This is a genomic window from Streptomyces sp. NPDC030820, from assembly GCF_055572075.1.
This window is the reverse complement of sequence record NZ_JBVIEB010000005.1, coordinates 52,840-66,608: the sequence shown is the minus strand read 5'-3', so window position 1 is coordinate 66,608 and position 13,769 is coordinate 52,840. Positions and strand designations below refer to the sequence as shown.

Here is a 13,769-nt window from a genome sequence, read left to right as displayed (position 1 = left end):
AGGGCTTCCACGGTACCTGAGCCCGCGCCCATACGGTACGTCGCCCGCAGCACGCGCGTGTGCCCTGGACCTTCGAGGCGCCCCGTCCTCGCTGGTCAGTGGCGATTTTAACCACTTATCGGGGAACGACCCGCCGATGGAAGTGAGAGTTCTCTCCAAGACCCCACCGGCGGGTACCGCTCACCTGTGCGACGGACTCAGTGCGCAGCGTGGCTGCCGCGCGCCTCGGCCATCCGCTGCTCGGCGATCCGGTCGGCCGCAGCGGCCGGCGGAATCCCGTCTTCCTTCGCACGTGCGAAGATTGCCAGGGTGGTGTCGAAGATCTTCGCCGCCTTGGCCTTGCACCGGTCGAAGTCGAACCCGTGCAGCTCGTCGGCCACCTGGATCACCCCGCCGGCGTTCACCACGTAGTCCGGCGCGTAGAGGATGCCGCGGTCCGCGAGGTCCTTCTCCACGCCCGGGTGCGCGAGCTGGTTGTTGGCCGCGCCGCACACCACCTTGGCGGTGAGCACCGGCACGCTGGCGTCGTTCAGGGCGCCGCCGAGCGCGCAGGGGGCGTAGATGTCCAGCCCCTCGACCCGGATCAGCTCCTCGGTGTCGGCGACCGCCGTCACGCCCTCCGGGTACTGGTCGACGATCCGCTGGACGGCGTCCGCGCGCACGTCCGTGATGACGACCTCGGCGCCCTCGTCCCTCAGGTGCTTCACCAGGTGGTGGCCGACCTTGCCGACGCCGGCGATGCCGACCTTGCGGCCGCGCAGCGAGGGGTCGCCCCACAGATGCTGGGCGGAGGCGCGCATGCCCTGGTAGACGCCGAAGGCGGTGAGCACGGAGGAGTCGCCGGCGCCGCCGTTCTCCGGGGAGCGGCCGGTGGTCCAGCGGCACTCACGGGCCACGACGTCCATGTCGGCGACGTACGTGCCGACGTCGCAGGCGGTGACATAGCGCCCGCCGAGCGAGGCGACCATACGGCCGTAGGCGAGGAGCAGTTCCTCGGTCTTGTCGCGCTCCGGGTCGCCGATGATCACGGCCTTCCCGCCGCCGTGGTCGAGGCCGGCCATGGCGTTCTTGTACGACATCCCGCGCGCGAGGTTGAGGGCGTCGGCGACGGCCTCGGCCTCGTTCGCGTAGGGGTAGAAGCGTGTGCCGCCGAGGGCGGGGCCCAGGGCGGTGGAGTGGATGGCGATCACGGCCTTGAGGCCGGTGGCGCGGTCCTGGCAGAGCACGACCTGCTCATGGCCGCCCTGGTCCGAGTGGAACAGGGTGTGCAGGACATCAGCAGACGCGCCGGTTACGTCGGTCACTGTGGTGACTCCTGTGTAAAGAGCGGCGAGTGGGGTGGAACCCCGTACGGGTGGCGGGGTGCCGTGGCATGAGCGTAGAGCCTTGGCGCAACCACCATCCGTGCAGTGTTCAGGATCACTCTTCCGTGCCTCGACCGCACGCATGACCATGGCACGATTTGCAGTGGTTTCGAGCCGGGCCCGATGGGGAGGGAGCAGGCGTGCCGAAGGTGTCCTCCGTGGTCGTCCCCTATGCCGCGTACCTGCGCGTGTACGAGCCGCTGGCCGCCTTCCCGGAGCCGGAGCGCGGCCACTGGACGCGCTACGCCCGCCGCCCCGACCGCCCCTCCTACCAGGACGAACTGCGCCGCTCGCTGGCCGACTTGCTGCCCACCCCGCCGGTCGCGGTGCCGGTGCACGAGAGCAGCGACGCCTTCGTGCTGGAGGTCGACGGCGTGGTCTGCGTCTGCCCCTGGCGGACCCGGCTGCGCGGCTGGCAGGCGCTCGGCGAGCTGGCGGAGGAGCTGCCCGCGCCGGTGCTGGACGCGGTGCTGCCCCCGGTCGTACGGCGCCAGGCGGCCCAGGACTACGAGCGCTGGCTGGCCCGCAATCCCGACGCCCGCCCCTGGATCCGTACGGCGACCTGGCAGGTGCCGCTGAACTGGTTCGTGCTGGTCTCCGACGAGGAGCGGCGCTACGAGAAGGGCACCGCCGAGGTGCCGCCGCTGCTGCGCTACCGCACGCCCATGGTGCAGGCCCGGCGGCGGGTGGCGCGGGCACTGCGCACGCTGAAGGACGCCGTCGAGGAGAGCCCGCTGATCGACGGGCTGGTGGACGTCGGCCGCTGGCTGGAGGAGTTCCACCCGCGCTCGCTGGTGGAGCTGGACTACGGCGGCCTGGTGCATGTGCTGCCGGCCGGTGAGCTGGAGGGCGACCACTCGGCGGCGGACGTGGCCGAGGGCATCGAGGCGTTGCGCCGGGGCGACGGCGCGGCGGCCGGGGAGGCCTATGTGCGGCTCGTGGAGCGGTGGCGGGCGGTCCGGGACCGGCGTTCGGCGAACTGAAGTTCCAGAAACGCGCCAAAAGTGACGTACGTCACGGCCCAAACGGCGCCGAACGACGTACGGTCTAGGCCACTTGACCCTGTGACGGGATGTTGGTCCCGATCTGGACTTTTGCCCTAAGGGTGATGGACAGCACTTACGCGGCCCTTGCGCCGCTTGCCACCCCTCATGCCAAAATAGGACAAGGAGTCCGGGGAAGGCTCCGTCCGCCCAACTATGCTCCATTGTGGGCGGAATCTCAGCATTGCACGCTTTGGGGGGTCTGGTGACTCCTGATCGTCCTGTGACTGATCGTCACAGTGGCGTGACTGTCCGCTATGGCATGGTCCATCGGCTTCCGTCGCTGATGAACACCTGGGAGGGCAATTCCATCGGTTTGGCCGACGCGGCTGGACAGATGGTGTAGTTGTAGTGCCGAGGACAAGCCGTTCGTCCTATAACCGACTCGACTCGCGTCCGCCATTTCGGGCAACGCGGGTCAAGGTGCAGAATTTAGAGGAAAGAACCGAGAAGGTTCGGTTCTCCCGAGGAGGCCGCTCATGACCGCTCGCACCCCTGATGCCGAGCCGCTGCTGACCCCGGCTGAGGTCGCCACGATGTTCCGCGTCGACCCGAAGACGGTCACGCGGTGGGCGAAGGCCGGCAAGCTTACGTCCATCCGCACGCTCGGCGGGCACCGCCGCTACCGCGAGGCCGAGGTCCGCGCACTGCTCGCGGGCATCCCGCAGCAGCGCAGCGAGGCCTGAACAACTGAATAACCGGGCAAACCGGCAGGTCCCCCAACCGGCCGAGGTGCCCGAAACCCTAGCTCCAAGCGACGCGGGACCTGCCCCAACAGGGCCCTCGCCCAAGCCGAAGAGAACGTTGTAGGCAGCGACACAGGGTGCGTCGTAGATCGCGCTGGACTCCGCCGGGTCCAGCGCGATCTTTTTTGTGCGCTGGTCGGGGTGCGGGTGGCCGCTGTGCGCGGCCTTGTCGGAGTCTGGGCTGGGCTGTCGGGGCGGTTGTGCGTGAGCCCTGAGAGAGGTGCAATTGCACATATTAAATTGACCAGTTGTAGGACGATGGTAAGTACCGCTCTTTCAAAAACTCATGCGGTGACTCCCGTCACATGCCGGGATGCTTGTTGCCTCCGGCGTGTGTGCGCTAATGGAAGCCTGCGTTCCAGCGTCCCACGTATGCACGGGTGTTGGGGCCGCCGTTGGTCACGCGGTACGGGGACGTTCGTCCTCGACGGCCTCCTCGCCCGTCTCCTGGCACCGGGGGCCGGCGTCCAGCGCGAGCCGCAGCAGGCGATGGCAGACGGGGCAGTGGCGGGTCAGATGCCGGTAGGACGAGGCGGCCGCCAGATGGGCCCTGAGCAGGGCCCGCGTCTCATGCCTGCCCGATGCCGCCATACCCCACCTCCAGGGGCCCTCAAAGGCAAGCGGGCCCTGTCTTCTGGGTACCGACGGAATGTGACGTCGTCAAGGGCACGGGGTGGCTCCGCCGGTTCAGCGGCTTCCCGGGGGTGACCCCGACCGGGCCCCCTGGGGGCTGCGCCCCCAGACCCCTCCACGGCCCTGAACGGGCCTCGTCCTCAATCGCCGGACGGGCTGGAACGCGGACCGGCACCGAGAGGCCAACGGGATGTGCCGACATGCGGAAGGGCCCGCACCCGTCGCCGGATGCGCCCTTCTTCGATGCGGTCCTGACGGGATGTGCGCTGTCTGGTTGCGGCTTCGCCGCGGGTGCGGCCCCGATGGCGGGGGGTGGGCCCGGGTTTGTGGTGGGTGTGGGGCCTTGGGTGGTGCGGTCCTGACGGGATTTGCGCTGTCTGATGCGGCTTCGCCGCGGGTGCGGCCTCGATGGCAGGGGGGTGGGCCCGGGTTTGTGGTGGGTGTGGGGCCTTGGGTGGTGCGGTCCTGACGTGATGTGCGCTGTCTGATGCGGCTTCGCCGCGGGCGCGGCCTCGATGGCAAGTCGAAGGGCCCGCTTCCTTGGTGGATGCGGGCCCTTCTTCGATGCGGTCCTGACGGGATTTGAACCCGCGGCCTCCACCTTGACAGGGTGGCGAGCACTCCAAACTGCTCCACAGGACCAGGTTTCGCGGCGCTTGGTTTGTGCACTGCGCTGCGAGAAGAGACTGTACAGGAGGTGGGGCCGCCTGGTCGAACTCACCCCCTGTACACGAGCGATTACGGTACGGCCGCGTCGATCGCCTTCACGATCCGCTTGTCGGAGACGGGGTACGCCGTGCCGAGGGCGTGGGCGAAGTAGCTGACCCTCAGCTCCTCGATCATCCAGCGGATGTCCAGGACCGAGGAGGGGACCGGCCGGCCCTTCGGGAGCTGTTCCAGGAGCCAGGCGTACTCGTCCTGCATCTCGTGGACCTTCTCCATGCGCGTGGTGTCCCGCTGGACGTTCGTCGGCATCTGCTGCAGGCGCCGGTCCGCGGCCACCAGGTAGCGCATCAGGTCGGGGAGCCGCCGTATGCCCGCCCAGGTGACGAATCCCGGCTTCACGAGGGCGTCCAGCTGCTTGCGTACGTCCGTCAGGTTCGCCAGCAGCGCCGGGCTGCTCACGGCCTTCAGGCGGCGCTCACAGGCCTGCCAGGCGGCGAGGACCTGCTGCACCTGGGCGACCGTACGGACCGTCGTGTCGACGATCTCCGCGCGCACCTTGTCGTACAGCTTCCGGTACGACTCCTCGTCCCAGACCGGCCCCCCGAAGTCCGCGATCAGCTTGTCGGCCGCCGCCATCGCGCAGTCGTCGAACAGCGCCTGGACGGAGCCGTGCGGATTCGCGGAGAGCGCCAGCTTCTGGGCGTTCGTCAGCTTCTCGGACGCGAACTTCGCCGGGTTCACCGGGATGTTGCGCAGGATCAGCCGCCGGGTGCCCTTCCACATGGCCTCGGTCTGCTCGGCCTCCGTGTCGAAGAGCCGCACCGAGACCGTGTCGCCGTCGTCCACCAGCGCCGGGTACGCCTTCACCGGGTGGCCGGCCCGGCGCGTTTCGAACACGCGGGTGAGCGCGCCGATCGTCCAGTCGGTCAGCCCCTTGCGCTCCAGCGACTCGCCGCCCTCCCGGGACGCGGTCGCTGCCGCCGCCTGGGACAGGGCCTTCCTCGCCTTCGGCTTCAGCTGGAGCTTCAGCGCCTCCAGGTCCTTGTCCTCGGCCAGCTTCCGGCGCCGCTCGTCGACGATCCGGAAGGTGATCTTGAGGTGGTCGGGGACCTTGGACCAGTCGAAGTCGTCCGCCTCGAACGGGACGCCGACCATCCGCTTCAGCTCGCGGGCCATCGTCACCGTCAGCGGCTCCTGCAGGGGCACCGCCTTCTCCAGGAAGGCCTTCGCGTAGTTCGGCGCCGGTACGTAGTGACGGCGGATCGGCTTCGGGAGCGAGCGGATCAGCTCCGTCACGACCTCCTCGCGCAGGCCCGGGATCTGCCAGTCGAAGCCCTCGTCCGTGACCTGGTTGAGGACCTGGAGCGGGATGTGCACCGTCACACCGTCCGCGTCCGCGCCCGGCTCGAACTGGTACGTCACCCGGAACTTCAGCTGCCCCTGCCGCCAGGAGTCCGGATAATCGGCCTTGGTGACCGCCTCCGCCGACTCCCTGATGAGCATCTCCCGCTCGAAGTCCAGGAAGTCGGGCTGCTCGTGCCGCTTCCGCTTCCACCAGGAGTCGAAGTGCGCGCCGGACACCACGTGTTCGGGCACCCGCTGGTCGTAGAAGTCGAAGAGCGTCTCGTCGTCGACCACGATGTCCCGGCGCCGCGCCCGGTGCTCCAGCTCCTCGACCTCGCTGAGGAGTTTGCGGTTGTCGGCGAAGAACTTGTGGTGCGTGCGCCAGTCGCCCTCCACCAGGGCGTTGCGGATGAACAGCTCGCGACTCGTCTCCGGGTCGATGCGGCCGTAGTTCACCTTGCGCTGGGCGACGATCGGGACGCCGTACAGCGTGACCTTCTCGTACGCCATCACGGCCGCCTGGTCCTTCTCCCAGTGCGGCTCGCTGTACGTCCGCTTCAGAAGGTGTCCGGCGAGCGGCTCGACCCACTCGGGCTCGATCTTGGCGTTGACCCGCGCCCAGAGCCGGCTCGTCTCCACCAGCTCGGCCGACATCACGAACTTCGGCTGCTTCTTGAACAGCGCCGAACCCGGGAAGATCGCGAACTTGGCGTTGCGGGCGCCCAGGTACTCGTTCTTGTTGCCGTCCTTCACATCCTTCATGCCGATGTGGGAGAGGAGGCCGGCGAGGAGCGAGACGTGGATGCGGTCGCCGGCGGCGTCGGTACCCGCCGCAGGCTCCTCTAGGTGCATGCCCATCTGCTTGGCGACCGTCCGCAGCTGGGTGTAGATGTCCTGCCATTCGCGGATGCGCAGGAAGTTCAGGTACTCCTGCTTGCACATCCGCCGGAAGGACGACGACCCCCGCTCCTTCTGCTGCTCGCGGACGTACCGCCACAGGTTGAGGTAGGCGAGGAAGTCGCTGGTCTCGTCCTTGAAGCGGGCGTGCTGCTGGTCGGCCTGGGCCTGCTTGTCGGCGGGGCGTTCGCGCGGGTCCTGGATGGACAGCGCGGCGGCGATGACCATGACCTCGCGGACGCAGCCGTTCTTGTCGGCCTCCAGGACCATGCGGGCCAGCCGCGGGTCGACCGGCAGCTGGGCCAGCTTGCGGCCGGTGTCCGTCAGCCGCTTGCGCGGGTCCTTCTGGTCGGGGTCGAGCGCGCCCAGCTCCTGGAGCAGCTGCACGCCGTCGCGGATGTTGCGGTGGTCCGGCGGGTCGATGAAGGGGAACTTCGCGATGTCGCCGAGGCCGGCCGCGGTCATCTGGAGGATGACGGAGGCCAGGTTCGTCCGCAGGATCTCCGCGTCCGTGAACTCCGGGCGGGCGAGGAAGTCCTCCTCGGAGTACAGCCGGATGCAGATGCCGTCGCTCGTCCGGCCGCAGCGGCCCTTGCGCTGGTTGGCGCTGGCCTGGGAGATCGGCTCGATGGGCAGCCGCTGGACCTTGGTGCGGTGGCTGTAGCGGCTGATCCGGGCGAAGCCGGGGTCGATGACGTACTTGATGCCCGGGACGGTCAGCGAGGTCTCGGCGACGTTGGTCGCCAGAACGATCCTGCGCCCGGTGTGCGGCTGGAAGACCCGGTGCTGCTCGGCATGCGAGAGCCGGGCGTAGAGGGGCAGGATCTCCGTGCCCCGCCAATCAGCGCCTCCGGCGCGGGGGTACTTCTTCTCCAGGGCGTCCGCCGTGTCCCGGATCTCCCGCTCACCGGAGAGGAAGACGAGGATGTCGCCCTGGCCTTCGGCCTGGAGTTCCTCGACCGCATCACAGATCGCGGTGATCTGGTCCCGGTCGGCGTCGTCCGAGTCCTCCTCCAGGAGCGGCCGGTAGCGCACCTCCACGGGGTACGTACGGCCGCTGACCTCGACGATCGGGGCGTCGTCGAAGTGCCGGGAGAAGCGCTCGGGGTCGATGGTCGCCGACGTGATGACGACCTTGAGATCCGGCCGCTTGGGCAGCAGCTGGGCCAGGTAGCCGAGCAGGAAGTCGATGTTGAGGGACCGCTCGTGGGCCTCGTCGATGATGATCGTGTCGTAGGCGCGCAGCTCGCGGTCGGTCTGGATCTCGGCGAGCAGGATGCCGTCCGTCATCAGTTTGATGAAGGTGGCCTCCGGGTTCACCTGGTCGGTGAAACGCACCTTCCAGCCGACGGACTCGCCGAGGGGCGTCCTCAGCTCCTCCGCCACGCGCTCGGCGACGGTACGGGCGGCGATACGCCGCGGCTGGGTGTGCCCGATCATGCCGCGCACCCCGCGCCCCAGCTCCAGACAGATCTTCGGGATCTGCGTGGTCTTTCCGGAACCGGTCTCACCGGCCACGATGACGACCTGGTGATCGCGGATGGCCGCCGCGATCTCGTCCTTCTTCTGGCTGACCGGCAGCTGCTCGGGATAGCCGATGGCGGGCACGCGGGAGCGCCGCTCGGCCATGCGGGCCTCGGCCTTGCCGACCTCCGCCTCGATCTCGGCGAGGACAGCGGCGCGGGCCTCCGGCTTACGGATCTTGCGCGCGCCCTCGAGCCGCCGGCCGAGCCGGTGCGCGTCGCGCAGCGAAAGCTCGGTCAGACGGGGGGCGAGGGTGCCGAGAGCGGGGGCGGGATGCGTAGACATACGCGGTCCAGGATCTCATCCCGCCCGAAAAACACGCGAACGATTTGACGTGGGGCACGGGGGAGCGCCCCCACGGCGAGAAACCGACGCTTTCCCTAGGGCGTGCGCTGGGCCGGAGGCGTGGTGACCGGCTGCATGGAGGCCTGCGCACCGCTCTGCTGGCCCAGTGCGATCGACTTCGCCGTGTTGGAGACGGCCTTGATGCCCAGGTAGGCGGTCGTCATGCTGCTCACGGCGGTGAACGCGGCGGTCAGGATGCCGACGATCACGGACTTGTCCCCGTCGAGCCGCCACACCCCGACGATCGCGACTGCGACGATCGCGAGATTGCTGACGACGACCGCGAGCAGCCCGTACCGCGCCCGGACCTTCTCCAGCTGGGTGTCCCTCGTCACTGCGGCGGCCTGGTCCTGGCTCATCTCCCCGTTCCCCCATTCAGCAGCTGTGCGACCCGTGCGTCCACCTGAGCCCGGTCATACCCACGCCGGACGATGTCGAAGAGTGGCGGTGCCCCGGGTGCCGTGCCTTCGGCCAGCCGGGTCAGATAGGCGTCCACCTGGGCACGGTCGTAACCACGCCGAGCGATGTCGAAGCCCCGGAAATCGCCTGCCATGAATGTCCCCCTGCGACGAAGGCCCCGTTCGCCGAACGAGGCCTTCTGGCTGCGGCCGGGGCCGGGGTCGAACCGGCGACCTTCCGCTTTTCAGGCCGTGTTCTGGCGGGGCGCGGCCTGATCATAGAGGTTGCCGGGGACGGCCGACAGCGGTGGTGGTGCGCTGCTGGCCTGGGAGACGGCTGAAGGCTGTGACGTGGTGCTGTCGTTGTAGGTGGCGCTGACGAATTCTTCGAAGATCAAGAATGCGACACCGAGGACGAGGAACACGATGACCAGGGCTTTGCCCGCGTCGCTGAGCAGCAGCGGGCGGGTGGCTGAGCGGGGTTGCTCGCCAGGGGCGGGCGCGTCGCCGAACAGCCGCTTGGGGTAGGCCGCGGTGAGCATCATCAGGTAGGCGTACAGACGCACGTCGTAACGGGCGGTGGCGGCGGTCGCCTCGAACAGCGGGCGCGGCATCCGGCCGCGGATCAGCACCACGAGCCAGAAGATGGGGCAGAGCACGTACCAGCCGAAGAAGAGTATTTCCACCACGACGGTGGCGGGGATGAGCAGAACGATGCGGAACAGGACGGCGAGGCGGTTGAGCTTCCCGGGATGGACCTCGACCTGGACGGGGTGGTCGGGCGCCAGGAAGGCGAACGGCGGGTAGGTGTCGACCAACAGCATCGCGTAGGCGGTGACGCGGGTCGAGTAGACGAGGTAGCCGGTCAGGAACTCGGCGATCGGTTCGGGCAGCCGTCCGGTGATCAGGGCGGCGAACCAGCCGATGACCATGACGACGAACGCGGCGATCCACAGGAAGAACAGGGCGATGTATTGGGGGATCAGCAGGAGCCAGCGCAGCAGCACGGTCCAGCGGCGCTGCCGGCCGGGCTCTGGGAGGTCCAGCTCCGGGAGTATCTCCAGGGGAGCGGGGCGCGGCGCCCACGTATGGTCTGCCATAGCCAGCTCCTGTCAGGTCCGCGACTGTCGCTCGGCTCAGAGCTTCAGGATCACGCCGGTCGGCCCGGTGCACGCGCGGTGAGGGCCAACCGGGTGACCGGCTTGGCACCCGAATGTCGTACTCGACATATGGTTGATGCGGTGCTTGACTCGTGACATGGCATCAATTCGTCTTACCCGCCCAACACTTGAGGTGATCAAAGTGTTGCTGGCGTCCACGGTCGACGATCCCGCGTGGGGATTGAAGATCTGCGAAGAAGCCGATCTGGGGTCCGGGACCGTGTATCCCATCCTGGAGCGTCTGGTTGATGCGGGCTGGGTCACCCGGTACGAGGAGAAGGGTGAGCACCCAGGACGGCCCAAGCGGTACTACTACGAACTCACCGCTGTCGGTCAGCAGGCAGCCCATCAGGCCAGGCAGCGGAAGCCTCGATTCTTCGGGCTGCACGCACCGGCCGAAGGGGGCACGGCGTGAGCACGGATGAGCAGCGCCCTGAACCCCAAGACGCCGGCGTAGTGGCTGTTGTGGCAGTGCTGGCACCGATCCTGCTCGGCGTAGCGGCCTTGATCTTCCTGGCTGTGGGCTACAGCGTAGGGACGCTCGGCCGCTCTGAGTCGGCGCTGGCGCATTCCATGCTCACTACCGGATGGCTGTTCGGTGCTGCGAGCGCCGCCAGTGTCCTCCTCGCTGCCACAGGGCTGCTGCTCACCGCCATCCGCGATCGTCAGGGCGTGCGGGAAGAGCCTGAGGCGCCAAGGGGAACCGCTCGCCCGATCGGCAGCGCTGTTGGTGGGACCCTCGACCTGGCTTCCTCAGTTGCCGGCCACCGCAGGGCATACCTGCGGGACGAGTGGACGGCGGTCCTTACTGGCGATCCCGAGAACGGCATCGTTCTTTCGTCAAGCCGCAGGATGCACTATGCCATCGGCTTCCTCTGGGCGGCGCTCCGCATGCGGCTGCGTGATCTTGCCGCTCCCCTGTGGATGCCCGTCGACTGGCTCCTGTCGGCCGAGTCGCGTACGCGCGGGGTCATCGCGCTTACCGTCGGTGCTCAGGTGGTGTACGTCGAGTACCAGGACGGATTCCATGCCCTTGTCACCGAAGGCTGGGGCTGGTGTGCCGGTTGCGGTGTGGCCCTGCGACTGTTCGTCGGCTGGTTGCGGAAGATTCGGGGCATCGAGCTTGCCGCGACCCGCGGCGATTCCAGCAGCCGCAGTCCAAGCTGAGGCTCGTTGGCGTGACCGGCACGACAACGCCCCCTCCGAGAGATCCCGGAGGGGGCGTTGACCCTGGTAGGGCGGTTGTGGCTGGGGCCGGGGTCGAACCGGCGACCTTCCGCTTTTCAGGCGGACGCTCGTACCAACTGAGCTACCCAGCCACGGTGTTTCACGTGAAACACCAGCGGTCCTGACGGGATTTGAACCCGCGGCCTCCACCTTGACAGGGTGGCGAGCACTCCAAACTGCTCCACAGGACCAAGCTTGCGTGCAACAGTGTCGCACACGGTATTGCGTGCCCCCAACGGGATTCGAACCCGTGCTACCGCCTTGAAAGGGCGGCGTCCTAGGCCGCTAGACGATGAGGGCTATCGGCCCGCCTGGGCGCTTCTCAGCGCGTCGGGGACGTGAGAAGCATATGGGATGGCGGGGAGTATCGCCAAAACGGTTTACGGCGAGGGGGCCGACGAGGTGGGAGAGGAGGGGGACGGGGTGCCCGGGGAAGGTGTGGTCCCCGGTCGGTTCTCGTCCGCCAGATGGCGGCTGACCTCGGCCGTCGTCTCGCCCAGCCCGCCCAGTTTGATCGCGTCCCAGGCCTGGAGACGGTGGCTGTCGCGGTCGAAATAGAGGATTGAGGCCTCGATCGGCGCGGGGTACTTGCGCTCCACCGCCCGCAGTCCGCTTCCGCCCGTGGAACCCTCCAGGCGCAGCCGGGTGCCGTAGGGCAGCATCTCGTCCCCCTCGTGGTGCAGATGGCCGCACAGCACCAGCGGCACCTGGCCGTCCGTCTCGCGGGCCGCCGACGGCTCATGGGCGATCGCGACATCGACCGGGGTGCCGGCCGCCCGCTGGTCGCGCAGGGCGCTGGCCAGCCGGTCGCCGGCCAGTTGCTCGGCCGCGTTGCCGCCGGGCACCACCGAGCGGTCGGGGGTGAACTGTGGGTCGCCCATGCCCGCGAAACGCAGGCCCGCGACCGTCTGCGCCCGGCCGCCGTCCAGCACGTGCACGTTCTTCATCCGCTCCAGATAGCGCTGGGTGATCCGGGAGTCGTGGTTGCCCCGCACCCAGACGTACGGCGCGCCCAGGTCCCGGATCGGGTCCAGGAAGCCGTTCTCCGCCGCCGTACCGTGGTCCATCGTGTCGCCGGAGTCGACGATCACGTTCACCTTGTACTGCTCCACCAGCGAGGCGATGATCTTCCAGCTCGCCGGGTTGAGGTGGATGTCCGACACATGCAGGACCCGGATGGTGGAGGGATCCGGCTGGTAGGCCGGGAGCGTGGAGGTGACGTCGTAGAGCTTCGTCACATTCGTCACCAGGCGGGCCAGCTCCTTCTGGTAGACGTCGAACTCGGTGACGATGCTGCGCGCGTTGCCGACCACCGCCGGCGCCGAGGTGAGCAGCCCGGAGAACTTCGGTTCCAGGACCGACTTCGGGTTCCAGGTGGCGTACGCGCTCGCACCGGACGCGGCCAGCAGGGCCAGGGCGAGGCCGCCCGCGGCCAGGGCGCGGCGGGGGCTGCGGTAGACGGCGAGCCCGAGGGCCGAGGCGCCGGCGACCACGGCGACACAGGAGCGCAGGGCCAGGTCCAGCGTGTCGTGCTCGACGTCCCTGGCGACCTCGTCCTGGAGGCCGGAGATCCGTTCGGGATGGTCGACCAGGGCCTGCGAGCGGAGCGGGTCCAGCTGGTCCACGTTGACGTCCAGGCGGAGGGGGGCCACATGGCTGTCCAGGGTCAGCGCGCCCAGCGGCGAGACGTTGATCTTCGTACCGCCGGTGAGCGACGGGCGCAGCGCCATCGTCGTGTTCATCGGGCCGACCGGGGCCCGTACGTTTCCGACGATCAGCAGGCCCAGCCAGGCGCCGACCAGGACGACGGCCGTCAGGCCGAGGGCCCGGAGCCAGGGGCGGGGGCGGGCGGCGAGTTCCAGCGCGGGGAGCTGGCGGGTGCCGTGGCGGCGGGGGCGCAGATGGTTCGTCGTACTGCGCATGCGGTTCGTCATCGTGCGGAGGGCTGCGACGGATACGCGGACCATTGGTGCCGTATGCCCATGTACCCGGGCGGATATGCGGTGGCGCACCGCTCTCGTACGGGCCCTCGTGCCGGACAATGACCCTGTGCTGGAGATGACACGCGAGGAGTTCGAGGAGCTGGTCGCCGAGGCGCTCGACCGGATCCCGCCAGAGCTGATGCGGCTCATGGACAACGTGGCGGTGTTCGTGGAGGACGAACCGCCCGCCGACGACCCCGGGCTGCTCGGACTGTACGAGGGCACGCCGCTGACCGACCGGGGTGAGTGGTACGCAGGGGTGCTGCCCGACCGGATCACCATCTACCGCGGGCCGACACTGCGGATGTGCGAGTCGCGCGAGGACGTCGTCGTGGAGACCGAGGTGACGGTGGTGCACGAAATTGCCCACCACTTCGGCATCGACGACGCCCGGCTGCACACCCTTGGATATGGGTGAGCGCCCTCGGCCATAGGGAGCG

General features: G+C 68.7%; 12 protein-coding genes and 4 tRNA genes. 5 read left to right on the top strand and 11 right to left on the bottom strand.

Annotated elements, in window-relative coordinates; all coding sequences use genetic code 11:
• Positions 1–197: 197 nt before the first annotated feature.
• Positions 198–1,304 carry a Leu/Phe/Val dehydrogenase gene (locus ACZ418_RS15270; RefSeq protein WP_468362455.1) on the bottom strand — a complete coding sequence of 369 codons (1,107 nt, stop codon included), beginning with the start codon at positions 1,302–1,304 and terminating at the stop codon, positions 198–200.
• Between the two features lie 200 nt (positions 1,305–1,504).
• Between ACZ418_RS15270 and ACZ418_RS15265 the strand changes: the two genes are divergently transcribed.
• Positions 1,505–2,347: a DUF8083 family protein gene (locus ACZ418_RS15265; RefSeq protein ID WP_468362453.1), complete on the top strand. Its 843-nt coding sequence runs from the start codon at positions 1,505–1,507 to the stop codon at positions 2,345–2,347.
• Positions 2,348–2,886: 539 nt separating this feature from the next.
• Entirely contained in the window at positions 2,887–3,093 is a 207-nt protein-coding gene (bldC, locus tag ACZ418_RS15260; protein WP_003949541.1) for a developmental transcriptional regulator BldC, read from the top strand.
• A 459-nt stretch (positions 3,094–3,552) separates the two neighbouring features.
• On the opposite strand, the gene ACZ418_RS15255 is transcribed toward bldC, so the two are convergent.
• The 6 genes from ACZ418_RS15255 to ACZ418_RS15230 all read right to left on the bottom strand — a co-directional run bounded on the left by ACZ418_RS15255 (position 3,553) and on the right by ACZ418_RS15230 (position 10,060).
• A complete protein-coding gene (locus ACZ418_RS15255; RefSeq protein WP_468362451.1) occupies positions 3,553–3,744 on the bottom strand; it encodes a DUF6274 family protein in 192 nt (63 codons plus the stop codon).
• A 609-nt stretch (positions 3,745–4,353) separates the two neighbouring features.
• A tRNA-Asp gene (locus ACZ418_RS15250) sits at positions 4,354–4,428 on the bottom strand.
• A gap of 96 nt (positions 4,429–4,524) precedes the next feature.
• Positions 4,525–8,502, bottom strand: a complete 3,978-nt coding sequence (hrpA, locus tag ACZ418_RS15245; protein ID WP_468362449.1) for an ATP-dependent RNA helicase HrpA — start codon at positions 8,500–8,502, stop codon at positions 4,525–4,527.
• 95 nt (positions 8,503–8,597) lie between these two features.
• Positions 8,598–8,921, bottom strand: coding sequence for a hypothetical protein (locus ACZ418_RS15240; protein WP_468362447.1), 324 nt, complete (start codon positions 8,919–8,921; stop codon positions 8,598–8,600).
• On the bottom strand, positions 8,918–9,115 hold the full coding sequence (locus tag ACZ418_RS15235) for a DivIVA domain-containing protein (protein WP_468362445.1): 198 nt from the start codon (positions 9,113–9,115) through the stop codon (positions 8,918–8,920). Before ACZ418_RS15235 ends, ACZ418_RS15240 begins: the two co-directional genes overlap by 4 nt.
• A gap of 90 nt (positions 9,116–9,205) precedes the next feature.
• Positions 9,206–10,060, bottom strand: coding sequence for a DUF4389 domain-containing protein (locus ACZ418_RS15230; RefSeq protein ID WP_468362443.1), 855 nt, complete (start codon positions 10,058–10,060; stop codon positions 9,206–9,208).
• 157 nt (positions 10,061–10,217) lie between these two features.
• Here ACZ418_RS15230 and ACZ418_RS15225 point away from each other — a divergent pair, with 157 nt between their 5' ends.
• Positions 10,218–10,535: a PadR family transcriptional regulator gene (locus ACZ418_RS15225; RefSeq protein ID WP_468362441.1), complete on the top strand. Its 318-nt coding sequence runs from the start codon at positions 10,218–10,220 to the stop codon at positions 10,533–10,535.
• Positions 10,532–11,287, top strand: coding sequence for a hypothetical protein (locus ACZ418_RS15220; protein WP_468362438.1), 756 nt, complete (start codon positions 10,532–10,534; stop codon positions 11,285–11,287). Before ACZ418_RS15225 ends, ACZ418_RS15220 begins: the two co-directional genes overlap by 4 nt.
• Positions 11,288–11,365: 78 nt before the next feature.
• Here the strand turns inward: ACZ418_RS15220 and ACZ418_RS15215 are convergent.
• The 4 genes from ACZ418_RS15215 to ACZ418_RS15200 all read right to left on the bottom strand — a co-directional run bounded on the left by ACZ418_RS15215 (position 11,366) and on the right by ACZ418_RS15200 (position 13,314).
• Positions 11,366–11,439, bottom strand: a tRNA-Phe gene (locus ACZ418_RS15215).
• 24 nt (positions 11,440–11,463) lie between these two features.
• A tRNA-Asp gene (locus tag ACZ418_RS15210) sits at positions 11,464–11,538 on the bottom strand.
• 36 nt (positions 11,539–11,574) lie between these two features.
• Positions 11,575–11,647: transfer RNA gene (locus ACZ418_RS15205), tRNA-Glu, on the bottom strand.
• Between the two features lie 80 nt (positions 11,648–11,727).
• Positions 11,728–13,314 carry a metallophosphoesterase family protein gene (locus ACZ418_RS15200; protein WP_468362436.1) on the bottom strand — a complete coding sequence of 529 codons (1,587 nt, stop codon included), beginning with the start codon at positions 13,312–13,314 and terminating at the stop codon, positions 11,728–11,730.
• An 82-nt stretch (positions 13,315–13,396) separates the two neighbouring features.
• Between ACZ418_RS15200 and ACZ418_RS15195 the strand changes: the two genes are divergently transcribed.
• Positions 13,397–13,747 carry a metallopeptidase family protein gene (locus ACZ418_RS15195; protein WP_388622413.1) on the top strand — a complete coding sequence of 117 codons (351 nt, stop codon included), beginning with the start codon at positions 13,397–13,399 and terminating at the stop codon, positions 13,745–13,747.
• Positions 13,748–13,769: the final 22 nt, after the last annotated feature.

Bases quoted from the DNA above. Each gene is read 5' to 3' on its own strand.
- bldC (WP_003949541.1), top strand. From the start codon at position 2,887: ATGACCGCTCGCACCCCTGATGCCGAGCCGCTGCTGACCCCGGCTGAG.
- ACZ418_RS15255 (WP_468362451.1), bottom strand. From the start codon at position 3,744: ATGGCGGCATCGGGCAGGCATGAGACGCGGGCCCTGCTCAGGGCCCAT.
- hrpA (WP_468362449.1), bottom strand. From the start codon at position 8,502: ATGTCTACGCATCCCGCCCCCGCTCTCGGCACCCTCGCCCCCCGTCTG.
- ACZ418_RS15240 (WP_468362447.1), bottom strand. From the start codon at position 8,921: ATGAGCCAGGACCAGGCCGCCGCAGTGACGAGGGACACCCAGCTGGAG.
- ACZ418_RS15235 (WP_468362445.1), bottom strand. From the start codon at position 9,115: ATGGCAGGCGATTTCCGGGGCTTCGACATCGCTCGGCGTGGTTACGAC.
- ACZ418_RS15230 (WP_468362443.1), bottom strand. From the start codon at position 10,060: ATGGCAGACCATACGTGGGCGCCGCGCCCCGCTCCCCTGGAGATACTC.
- ACZ418_RS15225 (WP_468362441.1), top strand. From the start codon at position 10,218: ATGGCATCAATTCGTCTTACCCGCCCAACACTTGAGGTGATCAAAGTG.
- ACZ418_RS15200 (WP_468362436.1), bottom strand. From the start codon at position 13,314: ATGGTCCGCGTATCCGTCGCAGCCCTCCGCACGATGACGAACCGCATG.